6 protein-coding genes and 1 pseudogene are annotated in these 18,161 nt (G+C 32.0%); 4 read left to right on the forward strand and 3 right to left on the reverse strand.

Going from position 1 to position 18,161, the window contains the following annotated elements; all coding sequences use genetic code 11:
* Positions 1-767 precede the first annotated feature (767 nt).
* Positions 768-1,883, reverse strand: coding sequence for a tRNA guanosine(34) transglycosylase Tgt (gene tgt, locus ERCILAFE3058_RS02100; protein ID WP_157989810.1), 1,116 nt, complete (start codon positions 1,881-1,883; stop codon positions 768-770).
* A gap of 583 nt (positions 1,884-2,466) precedes the next feature.
* On the opposite strand from tgt, the gene ydiK reads away from it, so the two are divergent.
* On the forward strand, positions 2,467-3,579 hold the full coding sequence (gene ydiK, locus ERCILAFE3058_RS02105) for an AI-2E family transporter YdiK (protein WP_157989811.1): 1,113 nt from the start codon (positions 2,467-2,469) through the stop codon (positions 3,577-3,579).
* 834 nt (positions 3,580-4,413) lie between these two features.
* Here the strand turns inward: ydiK and ERCILAFE3058_RS02110 are convergent.
* The gene (locus tag ERCILAFE3058_RS02110) at positions 4,414-5,223 is read right to left on the reverse strand and encodes a phosphatase PAP2 family protein (protein WP_157989812.1); all 810 of its coding nucleotides are present in this window, start codon (positions 5,221-5,223) and stop codon (positions 4,414-4,416) included.
* Positions 5,224-6,371: 1,148 nt separating this feature from the next.
* Here ERCILAFE3058_RS02110 and ribA point away from each other — a divergent pair.
* The 3 genes and pseudogenes from ribA (at position 6,372) to ERCILAFE3058_RS02125 (ending at position 11,026) form a co-directional block, all read left to right on the forward strand.
* Positions 6,372-6,962, forward strand: coding sequence for a GTP cyclohydrolase II (ribA, locus tag ERCILAFE3058_RS02115; protein ID WP_157989813.1), 591 nt, complete (start codon positions 6,372-6,374; stop codon positions 6,960-6,962).
* Between the two features lie 476 nt (positions 6,963-7,438).
* A pseudogene (mrcB, locus tag ERCILAFE3058_RS02120) lies at positions 7,439-9,700 on the forward strand (bifunctional glycosyl transferase/transpeptidase); the annotation flags it as partial.
* Positions 9,701-10,873: 1,173 nt separating this feature from the next.
* Positions 10,874-11,026: a hypothetical protein gene (locus ERCILAFE3058_RS02125; RefSeq protein WP_157989815.1), complete on the forward strand. Its 153-nt coding sequence runs from the start codon at positions 10,874-10,876 to the stop codon at positions 11,024-11,026.
* Between the two features lie 3,241 nt (positions 11,027-14,267).
* Here ERCILAFE3058_RS02125 and ppk1 read toward each other — a convergent pair.
* The gene (gene ppk1, locus ERCILAFE3058_RS02130) at positions 14,268-16,337 is read right to left on the reverse strand and encodes a polyphosphate kinase 1 (protein WP_157989816.1); all 2,070 of its coding nucleotides are present in this window, start codon (positions 16,335-16,337) and stop codon (positions 14,268-14,270) included.
* Between the last annotated feature and the right edge of the window lie 1,824 nt (positions 16,338-18,161).

The raw sequence follows: 18,161 nt of genomic DNA on the forward strand, positions 1-18,161 counted from the left end.
ATATAATACTATGACTTTTCTATTTTAAAGACATACAGAGTAATATTAGCATGATACTCTGTTATCATAAATGTACATCGGAGTAATCAGCTAACAGATATACATTAGAGAACTGCTAGTTTTATTGAAAATCATCTGATTATATAATATGTATTAGTTATTTATCTCTATTTATTGGCACGACAGAGAATGAAAGAGTGACCAGACAACATTATCTGGATAATTACCAATATATATAATCTATGTAAGATATCTATTTGATAACATAAAATATATTTGTACAGACAACCAGGTTTTTACCGTATGAAATGCCTCACATATGATGAACGTATGACCCCACATTCTAAAATACATAAGATTAAATGATACATAACCCCTTTTCTAACTAATACAAGTATTAATGCAATATTGTAACATTCCATATTAGTGTTTTTCTTAAAAAAATTACATAATTTTATACAATGTAGTGGCCACATTGACTATTATTAACAATATTTACATGAAATTATCATACTATATGTTGGACGATAAAGATTAAAATAGTGAAATAGGTAGTAAGATAACTACTATTCATAACATTCTAACAATATCAATCTTTTTTACTTCTTGTAAATCACTAAAGTTATTATTGAAATGAGGTTTGATACAATATTTTATTTTATGTAAAAATGTTTTTGGGCGCTTATGAATCTAGTAAAATTTCTATATATTAATTTTTATTAAAAATAAATCCTATTTACCAATGCATGACACTATACGCATAAAAATCAATTGTCTTTAATATATCCCGTGCGATAGTAAAAATTACTAACGAAGTCTTCTAGAGTGCCTAATTCAATAGCTTGACGTAAACTACACATTAAATGTTGATAATAATACAGATTATGGATTGTATTTAAACGTGCTCCCAGCATTTCATTACAACGATCAAGATGATATAAGTAAGATCGGCTATAATGTCGGCAAGTATAGCAATTACATTCTGCGTCTAATGCTCGTGTATCATCTTTATATTTTGAGTTGCGTATTTTTATCACGCCGTCAGTAACAAACAGACATCCATTACGTGCATTACGTGTTGGGATCACACAATCAAACATATCAACACCACGACAAACGCCTTCTACTAAATCTTGTGGTTTACCGACACCCATAAGATATCTAGGTTTATCCTGGGGTAGTTTATGGCAAATATACTTTAAAATATGATGCATTTCTTTTTTTGGTTCTCCAACAGCTAGCCCCCCTATAGCATATCCATCAAAACCAATATCTACTAAACTATGCAGTGATAAATCTCTTAAATCTTCATAAATACCACCCTGAATAATACCAAATAATGAGTTAGTATTACCTGATATATCAAAAGCATGCCGACTACGTTGGGCCCAACGCAATGACATCTCCATTGATTTTTTACTATACTCCCAAGAGGCTGGGTAGGACACGCATTCATCAAATACCATAGAAATGTCTGCACCCAGAGCATACTGTATTGCTATTGATTTCTCTGGATTAATAAACACTAAGGATCCATCAATAGGGCTCTGAAAAGATACACCTTGTTCGGTAATGGTGCACATACGCTTCAAACTAAAAACCTGAAAACCCCCAGAATCAGTCAGAATTGGTCCGTTCCATTGCATGAAGTTATGCAAATCACCATGCGTTTTAATGATCTTTGGTCCTGGGCGTAACCATAAATGAAATGCATTACTAAGAATCATTTGCACACCCGTTTTCTGAAGTTCTTCTGAGCTTATACCTTTTACTGTTCCATAGGTTCCAACCGGCATAAATGCTGGTGTTTCTACTACGCCACGCTGAAAAATTAGACGACCACGCCGAGCGTGCCCATCAATAACATCTAAGTTAAACTTCACTATTCCTCCGTTGAGAATAAAATATTTCCAATCACACTGTACACTTTGAAAACGTTAAAACTATTCTATCCGCTTCATATCTTCTAATATGTATATTTTTTGACAAGAGATAATGTATAGTACAACCAATATCTCCATTTCAGATACATATTTAGACCACTGTCTACCATAAAGTGTATGTACGATTAGTGACATCTGTCAGGATTTAAATCAAGACGGGTGATATAGAATATTTCTATAAATCCAGATAGCTCTACCTTTGTTAATATTTTTATGCCAGCAAGGTCTCACGACATTATATGCATACTGCTATGAAGGTCCATCAAGGTTGAGGTAGGCTGATAATAAAAAGTACCAAATTGCATCTACAACCCCAAATGATATCGATCATTCTATACGCATATCAAACTTCTATAATAACAGCTGGCAATCAACTCTTAATGATTGAAATATCTAATAATCAGGAATCAATATACACATAACTACTGATGACTAAATTACTTTCTTCATAAATATTATAAAAATAATATTAGATATGCTGTGATCTCAACCTCAGAGATAGCTACTCAACAATGGTATAAGGATGAATTATTTTCATAACACCAAAGACATACCAACAATTGTGTTTTCATTTTTATTTATTTGGCTCATGATTACCATGTGTCTATGGATCCTTCAACCATTTATTATCGGATTTACATGGGCAGGTATGATTGTCATCGCTACTTGGCCACTACTTCTTACAATGGAGGATGCATTATGGAAACAAAGATTTCTAGCAGTTTTAGTTATGGTTCTGTTATTAATTCTAGTCTTTATTATTCCAATTATTCTCCTGATCAATAGTTTAATTGAAAATAGTGGCTTACTAATTACTTGGTTGAACTCGAATAATTTACACGCACCTGAACTACTATGGTTACAAACTATTCCAATCATAGGCTATAAATGTTACTCATATTATCATCATCTGATTAACAGCAGTGGAGTAGCGCTTCTGTCCCAGGTACAACCGTATATTGTTCGTACTACTCGATTCTTTTTCACGCAAGCTGAGCATTTAGGTTTTTTTATGATTCATCTAGGAGTCATGCTGACTTTTAGCATATTACTCTATTGGCATGGTGAAAAAATAGGTAAAACTATCCATCAGTGTGCTTTTAAGCTTGCATCTCATGACGGCAAAGAAGTAGTGCTGCTAGCCATGCAAACTATACGTGCTGTAGCGCTCGGTGTGGTTGTAACTGCCTGCGTACAGGGATTATTAGGTGGTATTGGATTAAGTATCTCGGGGATCCCATTTTCTACTATTCTGACGGTATTCATCATTTTTTCATGCTTAGTTCAGATAGGACCTCTTGTTATATTAGTTCCAGCGATTATTTGGTTATACTGGGCAGGCGATAACACGGGGGGTACCGTTTTACTCATATGGAGTGGTATAGTATGCACATTAGAGACTCTATTGCGTTCTATGCTCATTAAGAAGGGCGCGGACTTACCCATTATCTTAATCTTATCTGGAGTTATTGGAGGGGTGCTTTCTTTTGGCATGATTGGTGTATTTATTGGACCAGTAGTCCTAGCAGTAGCTTATCAATTCATGCTTTCTTGGATTAAAGGTATTCCACTGACTTCTCACCCAACCATGAGCTCTAATGGAGAAAAGTTCAAAAAACAAAAAAATAATTGTTGAGTACATAAGTCGAAGAAGCGCCCTGCCTATGTTATAACGTTCCTGCATATAATACTTCTGATTGTCTATATACAACACACCTATTCCACATCACTTACAAACAATCATAATATAAATATTCAATACTCATATTATTTTTACCAAAAACTTTTGCGATACATCTAAAATACTTCTATGATCCATGCAAATATTATGTTATAAAATCAATATCAACACACATGAATAGTCAAGATAAAAATTATCGGGTATAAATATTAATGTTTAAATATATGAGATCTCATTCTTTATATCGAGAACATTTCTCTGCCATTTCTTTCATGCAATCTAAAAAGAAGCATGGTAACTATATTTTACAGATCACATGATAGTTCTGGTATTCCATAAAAACAAGGGTGTTGATAAGAGACGGTACTCAAGAAGAATTATCGGCATAATTGGCAATAGATAATGTATGCAGTCAGTAAGACTTAGTATATTTATGCAGTTATTCTTCGTACCCAAGAGCGATGAATAATACGTTTATCTATTCTTTTATTCTTTTAAAACAATACAATATGTAGTAAATTAGATACAAAATCAATAAAATATGATTGAAAAAACTAACAAAAGTCTACATACCCAGTGTAAATATAGGTTTATTGTGCATCCATATAGTTATTATAGAAAATAGAGTTTAACCAATACATTCTGTTAGCATTTCACCGCTTGCAAATACCATCATACCACTTCTTACGATAAACATACATCTGATATCGATCTACGGAGTTACTGTATATATATTAACATTTTTAAATGTTCTATCAATATTATATTCTATAATGGAAAACTGAAATGTCATATAATCTTTTTTCTCTCGATGGTCTGTAATTCTTTAAAGCACACAACTCTTATATAACGCATTATAAAACAAGTACAAATCGCTAATACCCAACTTAGCATGATTGAAGCAAAAAGATCCCTTGACCAGTGCATACCCAATACAAGACGACTACTTATAACGGCTATAGCCCATATCATTACTATCATGACAGTAAAGTAGCAACGATGTGGCCATAAAAATCCTGCGACTAATAATGCCCAAGTAGCAGAAAAAATAGTATGACCGGATGGAAATGAAAAGTGAGTGGCGTTAAGCCAGTGTTGCATTAACCATGGCGGAAACTGTTTATTACTAACAACACATTTATTCAATGTTTCTTTCATATCTAAAAATTCTTTATGATGATAGGTGCTAACATTTACAGAATAATATTCTTGACACCATATATAAAAAGGGCGCGCTGAATGAACCCGATCTTTTAATAAAATTTTAACGCTTTGCCCAACAACTAACGCAATCATTACCAATACCCATAATAACACAAGCGATTTACCACGATATCGTAGGCGCCAAATCAATAAAACAAAAAGGATAATATTTGTCCACACTATAAATGGATAGGTGAGAGTTTCAGCTACAAAGAAAAGTATCTGACTTCCATAACCCATATTAAAAGGTTTCCATTGCCACCCGTCGATGATGGTAATCAATGGTATTAGTAATAATATTAATGCGCTGAATGTGGTACATTTTAGTGTTTTGACCATTCGTTTTATCGCCGCCAAAAGGTGTATAAAGATAGCTTGTATCTTATAAAATTTCATTAAGAGCGGTGTAATCTACAGATATCATCGACTGTATGCATGATATAAGTGTGCATATATTTTAATAATATCTCTACCTACCTATACAAAGGTAGAGCATAAATTAAACTCCACAATACGTTCAATATCAATACAGAGTAAAAACGATTTTACAATTTACATTGATTACTTATACACTCATACCTACGAAACACGCTCCATTCCTTATCGCACCTTACTTATATCATCCAGAGTGTGTTATACATCATAAAACCATCACTCATAAATAAAGTGACTTTAGAAGTTCTAAATAAAGAATCTTAGCGCTAAAGAGCATCGAAAATACACCACTCCCATTATCTTCTGCAGATATTATTTAATCCCAACTAATAACAATATATTTCTGTGAATCCTACTATGATCAAAAGATCAAAGGTCTCTGTATATTATACCATATCTATATAATTCAATTATCTCAATCAATGTACACTCAACTACATGCTTACTAAAAATAGCGAAATATGTGAAAGAAACACATGTAATAAGATTACAATGGCTCCATACTTATATTTAATAAAAACTATCGAAAGTTCTACGGATATATATTACGCCCCGGAAATTATACACCAGCGATTTTATTATAACATATAGCTATACTAAAAACTGCTAGTCTAGCAATACCACTGGTAAATGCATACGATGAATACAAATATCTAAGATACGCTCTTTGAATAACACTAATGATGACAGAGAACCACTCATGGTATCTTTCAAAAGAGATGGAACAAAAAATCTACTGCGTTTTTGAATCAAAAGAACACAATACATACACCAACGCAGATCAGTAATGCAAGTATACACCACAATATTATATAATAAGACGGTAATCGCTGCACTCCGGCAGTGTGTTACCCAAAAACTATAGTAGATCAAAAGTGCTATATGATACAAAAACAAAAATGTAATCATTTATACACTTTGTCATACTAGTAAATACCAAGAGCGGTAATACGATCGCTGTTCTTAATCCACTCTATATGAAGTTCTCTCTGATTGTTATAACATAACATTGCATTGCATAACACTAGTGACCTGTCGAGAATATATGCATCACCACTTCTGGTTCATGCAATACATTCGTATAATATTGAGATTATATGAGGATTAATATGCAACTTAAACGAGTAGCAGAAGCCAATCTACCTACGCCGTTCGGAGATTTCCTTATAGTTGGCTTTGAGGAATTATCTACGCGCAGAGATCACATTGCCCTAGTATTTGGCAATATCTCTGGCAAAGAAGCTATTCTAGCGCGTGTGCATTCTGAGTGTCTTACAGGAGATTCTTTATTTAGCTTACGGTGTGATTGCGGTTTTCAGCTCGAGGAGGCAATTATACAAATTACTGAACAAAAATGTGGCGTGCTGCTATATCATCGTCAAGAAGGGCGCAATATTGGGCTATTAAATAAAATACGTGCTTATGCCCTGCAGGATGCAGGCTATGATACGGTAGAAGCTAATCATCAGCTAGGGTTTTCAGCTGATGAGCGTGATTTCACTATATGTTCCGACATGTTTAAACTACTAGGCATTAATGACATACGGTTATTAACAAATAATCCTGATAAAGTCAAGAAACTGGCTGAAGCTGGGATGAATATCATTGAGCGCGTACCTCTTATTGTAGGACGTAATCCAAGAAATAAAAATTACTTAGACACTAAAGCAAATAAATTAGGACATCTCCTTTCGATATAAAGAAACTTGTCTCCTTTAGGTAAGGAGACAAGACACTCTATAATATCTAAGTGATATATGTAGAACATATAGTAGTCTATCCACATAGCATATAAAATACAGGTTACTCTGTAATTGAATGACATCTAATAGTTTTTAATTCATAATGAATAGAAAAACATTTAAGCTGCATGCTTAGTGCTGAAATATTCCATCATACCAAAATTATTGATATGTCAACGCATAGTATACATCCACTATATATATCACTTCTTCAAAATATTTTAAAAATATAGACCGATTCTCTTCTAGAAAGAACATTCCTCGTATTAAACTGATATTATAACTTTTATCTTCAAAATCCTAACTTACTGCACACTACAAAACCTCTATTTATACTCATGATCTATTAATTTTCACTGACCCTGCATAGAATTAAGAGACATATAATGTTAATAAGAATGAATGCATTGCTATCAATATAGAGGTAATTCATAATGCACAGTACAAAAAAAGAAAAATCACTATATCAAAATAGAAAATTTTTCATATTCATCGCATACAGTTTTTTTACAGGGATATGCGTGATAATAGCATATGGATATTGGTTGGATCGCAACATTCAATCTCGCATTAATGGCAACGTATGGAAGCTGCCAGCTACAGTTTATAGTCGTATAGTAACTCTAAAACCGTACATGTCATATACTCAAAGAGACATAATTACTTTACTGAAAAGTATGCGGTATCGTCAGGTAACACATATGCTACACTCTGGTGAATTTACTGTGTATGCTCATAGTATTGAGATGATTCGTCGCCCCTTTGATTTTCCAGATAAGCCAGAAGAGGCAACACACGTACGCCTAAACTTTAGTCAAAATTACTTAATGAACATTAAAAATTTGGCATATAACTATAATCTAGATTCGTTTCGCCTCGATCCTTGTTTGATCACCCTTCTGCATTCTCCAGACGGAGAACAACGTCTATTTATTAAAAGATCTCACTTTCCACAACCTCTAATTAATATACTGATTAATACCGAAGATCGTCATTTTTATCATCATGCCGGTATTAATCTTTATTCGATTTGCCGTGCATTTTTAGTCAATCTCTCTGCTGGACATACAGTACAAGGTGGAAGCACGTTAACTCAACAGCTAGTAAAAAATCTCTTTTTAACTAACCAACGCTCGATATGGCGTAAGGTTACCGAAGCTTACATGGCTATTATTCTAGATGCAAGATATGACAAAGACCGCATTCTTGAGTTATATCTCAATGAAGTTTATCTCGGCCAGATGGGCAGTAATCAGATTCACGGCTTCCCATTAGCAAGCCTCTATTATTTTGGGCGCCAAATAGATGAAATAAGTCTTGACCAACAGGCCTTATTAGTAGGAATGGTCAAAGGTGCATCATTTTACAATCCGTGGCGCAATCCAGAGGTCGTACTTGAGCGTCGTAACTTACTTTTGCGTCTCTTACAACAGCAAGGTATCATCGATAGGAAGTGTTGCTTAATATTAAGTGCTAGGCCCTTAGGAGTATGCAAGAAAAGCGGGCTAATTGCTCCGCGCCAAGCCTTTATACAGCTAGTATATACTGAATTACAAGCAAATCTAAGTGATAAGCACCCAGATCTTTCTGGAGTGAAAATATTTACTACACTTGACCCATTATCACAAGATGCAGCTGAAAGATCCATAATAGAAGAAATGAATATCCTACGAAACAAACAAAAGATTAAAGATCTAGAGGGTGCCATAGTAGTTGTTGATCGTTTTACCGGTGAAATTCATGCTATGGTTTGTGGAAGGGATCCGCAATTTCCAGGGCATAATCGCATATTAAAAGTACGTCGTTCCATAGGTTCTCTAGCAAAACCAGCCATTTATTTAACTGCATTCAATAAACCGGAGACGTATCATCTCAATACTTGGATCGCTAATGATCCACTAAATCTTTCATACAAAAAGGATCCAACATGGAAACCGCAAAATAATACTCGATTATTGAGAAGAAAAGTCATGCTCATAGATGCCTTTGTGAACTCCATGCATAGTCCTGCAATTCAACTTGGCATGACACTAGGACTTATGCCTGTACTAGACACATGGGAAAAATTAGGTGTCCCGAAAAAACAACTCCAACCTATCCCTTCAATACTACAAGGTACCTTAAACTTGACCCCTATGGAAGTAGCCCAAACATTTCAAACTATCGCCAGTGGTGGTAATCGCGCACCACTCTCTGCTTTACGTACCGTTCTTTCTGCAAATGGTACCATACTCTATCAAAGCTTACCATATGCAGCGCGTGTTATTACACCTCAATCAGCGTATCTAACATTATATGCTACACAGAAAGTCGTAGAACGTGGTGCTGCAAGGGAATTGGGTATCTTATACCCTGATGCCCATCTAGCAGGTAAAACTGGTACTACTAGTAATCTAGTAGATAATTGGTTTGCTGGCATTGACGGAAAAGAAGTAACGATTACATGGATCGGTCGTGATAATCAGAAATCTACTACATTATGTGGTGTTCATGGTGCTATGCAGATTTATCGGCGTTATTTAGAAAATAATACACCATGGCCATTAATCTTAACTCTGCCAGAAAATATTTCACTCATACCAGTAAATGAAACAGGTCATTTTATTTGCGGTCGGGATACAATAAAATCATATGTCCCAATTTGGACTACTAATCAAAACTCTCTCTGCCAAAATAAAAAAAGCAATAAAGAAGAAAATACCTATAGTATGATTACTAGACTGAAGGATATCTGCCACTATCTCATGAAAAATTTTACTTGAGAAATGAGAATCCCTATACCTCATAATATGTTGTATTTACATCATAAAAGACTCATGGTCTGCATCTATAACACCGTTATGTATAAAGGAAAGAATGTGGTTATTCTAACTAACTAACAGAAACATATACACCACATAAAACATATCACATTATACAAACCTCATCCTTTTCATCTTTGGTTTTGCAAGACAAAATCATTTTTTATTATAGCAAAATGTTGTAGCATGGAACTCTGTAAAAGCTGTCTCATACTTAATACACTTTGAAAATCTTTATCTCTAATAAATGTCTAAAATCGAACATAGATAATGCTTGACATTCAGGAAAAACAGAGATATTTAATATTATTAATTGCAATGAGACTACATCATTTAGCATACATTAATTAGTATTACTAATAACACACTCACGGGTCTTGATGTAAAATATATACACTATATTTTATCATTTATGACATAGATATCTAAGAGGTAAACGAACCAGAAACACAAGATATAAAAACCAATGCGTATTTTTCTATTTTACCTTTGATGTAAACCACGTACTAAAGATTACATCATCAACATATTACATCTTACAAGACAGAGCTTCCTTAACAATAACTTTTTATATTCTCTCTACTATTCTTGAACATTCAAAGAAGGTCAGGATAAATAATAAAAATACTCTACTTTTTTAACATAGCACAAATCTCCTATTATCTCAATACACGTGAAATGCTCGCATGATAACCTTGTAAATAAACAACAACCTCAAAAAAGTAAGCTAATACTACTTACATATAAACCTTTCAAGCTGTTCTGTGGACACCTTATACGATTAGTGAAAAGTGATAAGGGTGAATATAGTATACACCGCAGTCATAAAATCTTTTTTCAAGTCAGCATCCATGATGTTCACATTATATAAGCGTATATAAAATGCATCTAGAACGGCATTCTATATTTGTCATCATATCTCCTGTAAAATAATATTCCCTGTTATAACCCCTAATAGGAAATTAAGAATATGCATACTCAACATAAACTAAATTATTTACTCATACCTGATCATATTGATAAATGTTACAGATCTCTCTGCTATTCAGACGCATTAAGAAGATGATTATGCGACATCTTTCTATTTTACCAATTCCCACCAAAAGAAAAGAATCAGCATATCTAAAACTAAAAACTATAGGCTTGTTGGAAGCTCACTACTGTTCTTTGCGATATTATATACCCCTAGAGGCACCCTCATTAGAAAAAATAGGAGCATGAATGCTTTATCCACTATGATAATTTTATCATCTATAATACAATCACTAAATTAATTACTATTCAAGCCTGCAAATACCATATTTTCTCTAACTCTGTGTGAGTACTTACTAACACCACATAGTATGCCTATATACTTTTTAAGCTCAACCGAAAAGAAAAAGCTACTCATCTTCATTTAATACGTCCTGATTGACAGATCGCTTAGCCTTCTCTTTTCCCTCCTTATAATCCTATTTCTAATTGAGATCGTTCGATCTCCATACACCTCACTTATTTTAGGGTCTAAAAAAACGACATACTATATATTGTCATCTGCATATATTACTGCTATATGAAAATCTTGAAATCCCAGCCTAATATCAACGATCTGTCATATTTGTAAACATATTCTAGCACTGTAGTCTGCAGTCCACTGACATACGCATGCTGGCAATTGCAATATATAGTATGGAAGAAAATATAATACACACGGTACAAATCGGATATAATATCAACTTAATTTGTTAGCGAATGCGTAAAGACATATAGAGTTATGACACTATATCTAATATATATAACAATATATTCTGCAAACATAAAGAAAGCACATTGAACGCCTTAAGTATTTCACTCAATCATAAACATATCTAATATACAAGCGATGTGTATATATGAAATAATTCATAATATATCATAAATGCTGATGTATCTTTATTAATTCTATCTCAATACAGTTTTTCTATTGTAATATAAATAGTAACTTTTTATGTACTATGCAGTACATAATGTATATTATGCATTAATTTACATATGTAAATACTGTAAAACTCAAAACAAAAACCTCTTGTATATATATAGTCTGCAATAAATTATGCAGATAAATCCTTGCCCCGTAATATAGTGCATATTCAACATAACAAGCACATCTAATCCTACTATAAATCATGCGTTCATATCCTCTAGCGCCTAACTATTCATTATTCTCTGTAAGAAATATTGAATAATAAGTGCTACGCTGATATCTTCATCAACGATGATATACTATAGAATGCTCATTCCATATAAGAATACTGTCATTATACAATAAATATTTTTTAGAACGTCTAATTCTTATAACGCACTTGTTATTTCTGAAAATGTAGCAAAGGCAATAATGTATATGTGTATTGTTTATACTAATGCTCCTTTTATCTTAATAACTGAACGTCCTGATATTTATGTGTGTCATACAACAAGAAAGATTTTTATAACTATATATATAATATTCTTGATCGAAAGACTGATACAGATATAAAAATTAAGAACGCCCAATATACATTATACGTATAAGAGCAAGAAACCCTATTAGTGTTGACCCATATACAACAAAAAAGCGGTATGATCCGCCAGGATCACAGAAAAATAAATGTCTAAATAAATATCTTTATATATTTTAATATAGCACAGAAAAGATTTTTTCTTAATATGTGCTTATAACAATACTTCTTATATATAGTAGCTCTTTGGATGGGTGATCATCAGATTAGACTTTACAATATACACCGTATATAAACCGTTTAGATATGCTATCGTAAAAATATCGAAACACATCACATACCTTTATGTACATATCACAAATGATTTCGAAAAAACCTGCATTAATCTATATTAGAATATTTCCAAAAATTTTTCACACGTCTCCTATTATGCATAACATTATAAAATATAATGATCATGCTGTAATATATAGTATATATACCAAAGATCGTTATACCCCTCATTAAACGATTTTGATATGATCAATTATATAATAAACTCATATTATAAAATCTTTTGTATTTATTACTGCCCCAATAATGAATTATATTTCACTATATTTTAGTATTCTCTCATATTTCTACAAAATATAAAATTAAATAAAATTCATGATTTCATCATATATCAACGGCATAGTATATTCTCAATAATAAATAATGATATTTATTATCCAATATTACCACAATACTATAAGACAATTAAGATTGTTAAGATGCATAGATGGTATGAGAGATACATATTAAACAATAATGGAGATCACAAAACATACTGTACATCTTTAAAATATTGTTTTAAAAATACGTATATAGTCATCTACAACTTACTATCATACTTAAATTATGACAATATGATACTAAGAAATCAAACATTTTACATATATAATTAATATTATGCATATATTTTTGGTCTGCTATTATAGACAACAGAGATAAATTAATGAAGAAGAATATAGAAATATATAAATAGAATAATACTATTTACTACTCTCCTCCAGTCTAGTGAGAAGCACTATTACTTACATTTATAAAAATATTATATACAAAATTTAAGAATATTCCATAGACCTAACTACAAAATGAAATGATACCTTCTATAGTGCGCAAAATGCATTAAGGATAATGTATATGATATGTATTAAAAATAATACATATATATTGATAATAGGTATAAATAAAGTGTAAAATGCATATTTATATTAAAATACTATATATATTAAAACCATCCTAAAGATACTATATACTTTTATCAATAACAATAAATTTTACTTTATGGACTCTATATTCCTTTATAATTTATGAGAAAAATAAATATATATGTATAATATTACATTAAAGAAGTGCGATATTATCACCATTTAACATATCTAAGCGTTGAGCATAAATTGTCAAGAAAAGATGTAATACTGATGGTCTATGCATGCACTCCACATAATAATTCAATCTCATACATGAGATATTATCCCCTATCAATAAAAGATATTCTAATCCTATTCTTAATTTAAATGTAATAATCTTTATATTGATATCAAAATTACAGATTGTTTAATCACTTCATCTACTTCAAAACCCCACATCGTATTTATATTTTATATATCATAAGGAGACGTGATGTATGTACTCATATGAAAATATGTATCTATCTTTCTATATACAAAAGATACTTTTTATAATTGGATGCAATGGATCAGAACCCTCTTAATATCCACTAAAATATTTTTTATACAAATGTTTGTAAGACATCAGTATGGATATACCTTAAAAATAACAAATAACAGTGATACACTCTATATTGCCTATACCATAATTTTTTAAAAATTACACCACTATAAAATATTTTTATATCCTCGATATAACATTACATACACCTCAAGATTACCAACAAGTAACATTAATGCATGATAATTGTGATATAATGTGCATTATTACATATCTAATACTATAATATTATCTTGTATATGAATGAATATTCACGATGACTTCTCTAATGTTTCAAGAGACTTGATATATTTATAAATTTCTACCTGAGAACGGACCTTACGACGGTTACCTCGCTGCACATAACCATTACTTAATGCTTGATCAATAACACGAGCTTTAAGAGTATCATTAATCAAGATCTGCATAATATCTATTATTTGTTGTTGTAAGACAGGGTCCAATATAGAAACACCTACTTCAATACGATCGTCAATATTCCGTGTCATCCAGTCCGCGGAAGAAAGAAAAACTTTTCTTTCCATGCCATGATCAAAAACATATACCCGATCGTGCTCTAAATAACGATCAACAATGCTAATTGCACAAATATTGTCACTAACTCCTCGTAAATTAGGTACAAGTGTACATATACCTCGGATAATCAGATTTACCTGTACTCCGCAACTAGATGCCATATACAAACGATCTACTAACCCTTTATCCACTAGATTATTCAGTTTTAGAATAATATTAGCAGGTATACCTTGTTTCGCATAAGTAATCTCATTATCGATAAGTTGGTATAGCATATACCGCGAATTCTGTGGCGATACTATTAAATATTTAAAACTGACCGAACGATATGGATTAGCAATAAAATTAAATACTTCTCGCACTTCATTAGTAATACGTGCATCAGCGGTAAGCAGAGAATAATCGGTATACAATTGTGCAGTCTTTTCATTGAAGTTTCCTGTACCGATATGTGCATATCGATTAATTTCTCCACCCTCACACCTTGAAATTAAAAATAATTTAGCGTGAATCTTCAAGCCAGGCGCTGAAAAAAGAACATGTACTCCAGCTTCCGTTAAACATTTGGCCCAATGAATGTTAGCCTCTTCGTCAAAACGAGCCTGTAACTCTACTACCACTGTAACTTTTTTCCCATTGTAAGCAGCATGAATCATAGTATTAATAATACGTGACTCCTTAGCAACACGATAAATATTAATTTTTATGTCTAACACAGCGGGATCAAAAGAAGCTTGGTGTAATAATTCAAGCACATGCTCAAATGTATGATAAGGATAATAAAGCAGAATATCGCAAGTTCGAATAGCATCAAATCCATTTAGAAAACTATCAAATCTTAAGTGGCGCAATTGCACCAAAGGTTTATTAGATAAATTGACCTTGCCAAGATTTGGAAAACTCATGAAATCTTTAAAGTTATGGTAACGCCCTCCAGGCAGAATAGAGTCGTATTTAGAAATATTTAACTTATTACGCAAAATCTCCACCATAGCATCTGGCATATCATACTGATACACAAATCGCACTGGTTTAGCGGTTAAACGTTGTTTTAAACTTGACGACATTAACTCTAATAAACTGGATTCCATCTCAATAGAGAAATCATACTCTGCATCACGAGTCATTTTCATAGAATAGGCTCTGAGAAAATCATAATCAAAAACACCACAAAAAATATCCTCTAAACAATAACGTAAAATATTATCCAGCAAAATTATAGGTTTTCTACGATGAGGAGGTGCGGGTGGTAAATTGACAAAGCGTGGAACTTTATCAGAGGGAATTTCAAGTAATGCATAGTTGATCTCTGCACCACGAATAATCTCCACGGATAAATACGTATAGTCGTCTTTTAAAAATTTAATTAAATTAGTATCCTGCGTGATTAAGATAGGAGTAATATGTTGTCGCAAGGTATATTTAAAATAATGTCGTAACCAAGTTTGCTGATTGATAGATAATTGGCGTTCATTAATCAGGAATATCTTATTACGTGCCATTTCTAATAATAAATCATTACACAGGGCGTGAAACTCCTGATCTGCTTTAAATACTCGTTCTTTTATTTTTTTTAACAAATGATACAATGACTCTGGAATACATCGTTCTTCGCTAATCAGAATTCGACGCTTTAGATCGGAAAATATAACTTTATAAAATTCTTCTAAATTATTAGAATAAATACCTAGAAAACGCATACGTTCAAGTAATGGATTTGTCTTATCAGCGGCTTCTTGTAACACTCTTTCGTTAAAAGATAACCAACTTAATTCTTTGTCTATGTACAATTTCTCATGATTCATGGTAACTCCGTACTATACTTTAGGCTATAAGTTATTTTTAACCTAAAGTATTATTTCTACAATATATCAATATTCTCTTGTACTAAATCTAGATTATATGCAACAACATTTTTGTGCACATTCAATGCGCTTATTATCTTAACTTTATATTATTCAAAAAGTATTTTGGTAAAACCATCTAAAATACTATATATTTAAAATAACCTCCTAGGAAATACATATATATCATAAAAATACATGTTGTGTTTGTAACAATATGCACTCACTATATTTATGAAATTTACTATACTCTCTGACAGATATTTTACATTTTAATTTTATATTTCAAGTTAAAACAACTAACAGTCTGAGGGTTTTAATAATATTTGTTAATGCTTTTTCATATGAGGCGCGAGGTTTAAGCACAGCAGAATGTCTTCGTGAGGTATTCTTTAGACTTTAATGAAAATTAATGTTTATATAGGTCGATTATATCTTCTATTAATATATTAAAATATAAAACACATTCCCCGAGGGGTATGAAAAATAATCATGTGGTAACTTATAACATCAATCCCACAAACATGCAAAATTAATAAGAAAACTACTTCCTGGCACTATGCAATATACATAGAATACCACCTAATACAATATTCCCATCGACTATAAATTATTTATATTATCCACATTTCGTATATTCCATAAAAATTTTACATAACACGCATGTCCACTAAATATCGTCGAAAAAATCTATTAGAAAAAATCGATATACATATATCTACATCAAAGAAAGATTTCTAAGAATCGTCGTTCTCTACTACCATTAGATATTGCTGATAATAATATTATTATATACAACCCTGTTGCTAAACCTATTATATAGATAACCTACACATAATAACAAACAATCAAGAACCACGTGAACCATTGCAGTAAAAGTTACCGTTTTAATACTAAATTCACCTGCTTATAATTTGCTATAAATATCCATAAATACATCTATTGTCACATCATGCATTAATAATTTGTAATAACATTCTATACTATACATCTCACAAGCCTCATAAAATTATGAATGCTTTCTCTAATTTATCATAGGGTGCTATTTACAGAGATGTTGTTGTGTTCTGTTGGAAAAGAGCATGCCGCACCACTCATCTCAACAATAGATACACAGTACATAATATATGTTATTTAACATTATTAAATCCAATCTTATACTATTGTCCTTTTATTATGGATTAATCCATACAAAAAACACGTACACAGTGTGCTACACGTATTACTTACCACATCCATACGAGAATATTGCTTATTCTACACAGTAAAAATCACTAGCAACCAGTCTAATATCTAGAAACGTCTGGATTAACAAATAAAATAAACACTTAAAAAAATGATTGACTGAAGACGATACCATAATCTTGTAACTACAGTTCCTTAAAAACCATCTGGAATAACTTACCACCTGAGATATTACTTACAACGATTAATAATGGATTATGCAGTTAATATTTCAAAATATGGCTACACACACCACAATATAAAACCCTCCTGTTCCCGTACCTTTAAGTAGTCATAAACTACCATAAATAGAAATTATAGCCTATAGAACATTCACGAACCACAAATACATTAGTCATTCCAATAATAATACTTACAGATGCATAGATATTATAACCTGTAAAGCTCTTATCATATAAAGCAGATGTATTTACATCATCCTGTAAATTATAGCACAATATAGAGTTTAGAGATGTCATCCAGTAAAATCAAAATATAACGTTACGCGTGTGGTGCAGCACACTGTAATACATAACAGTAGTACTGAGTGACGCCGACTAA

Source organism: Candidatus Erwinia haradaeae (assembly GCF_900698955.1).
Lineage (GTDB): Bacteria > Pseudomonadota > Gammaproteobacteria > Enterobacterales > Enterobacteriaceae > Erwinia_E > Erwinia_E haradaeae_G.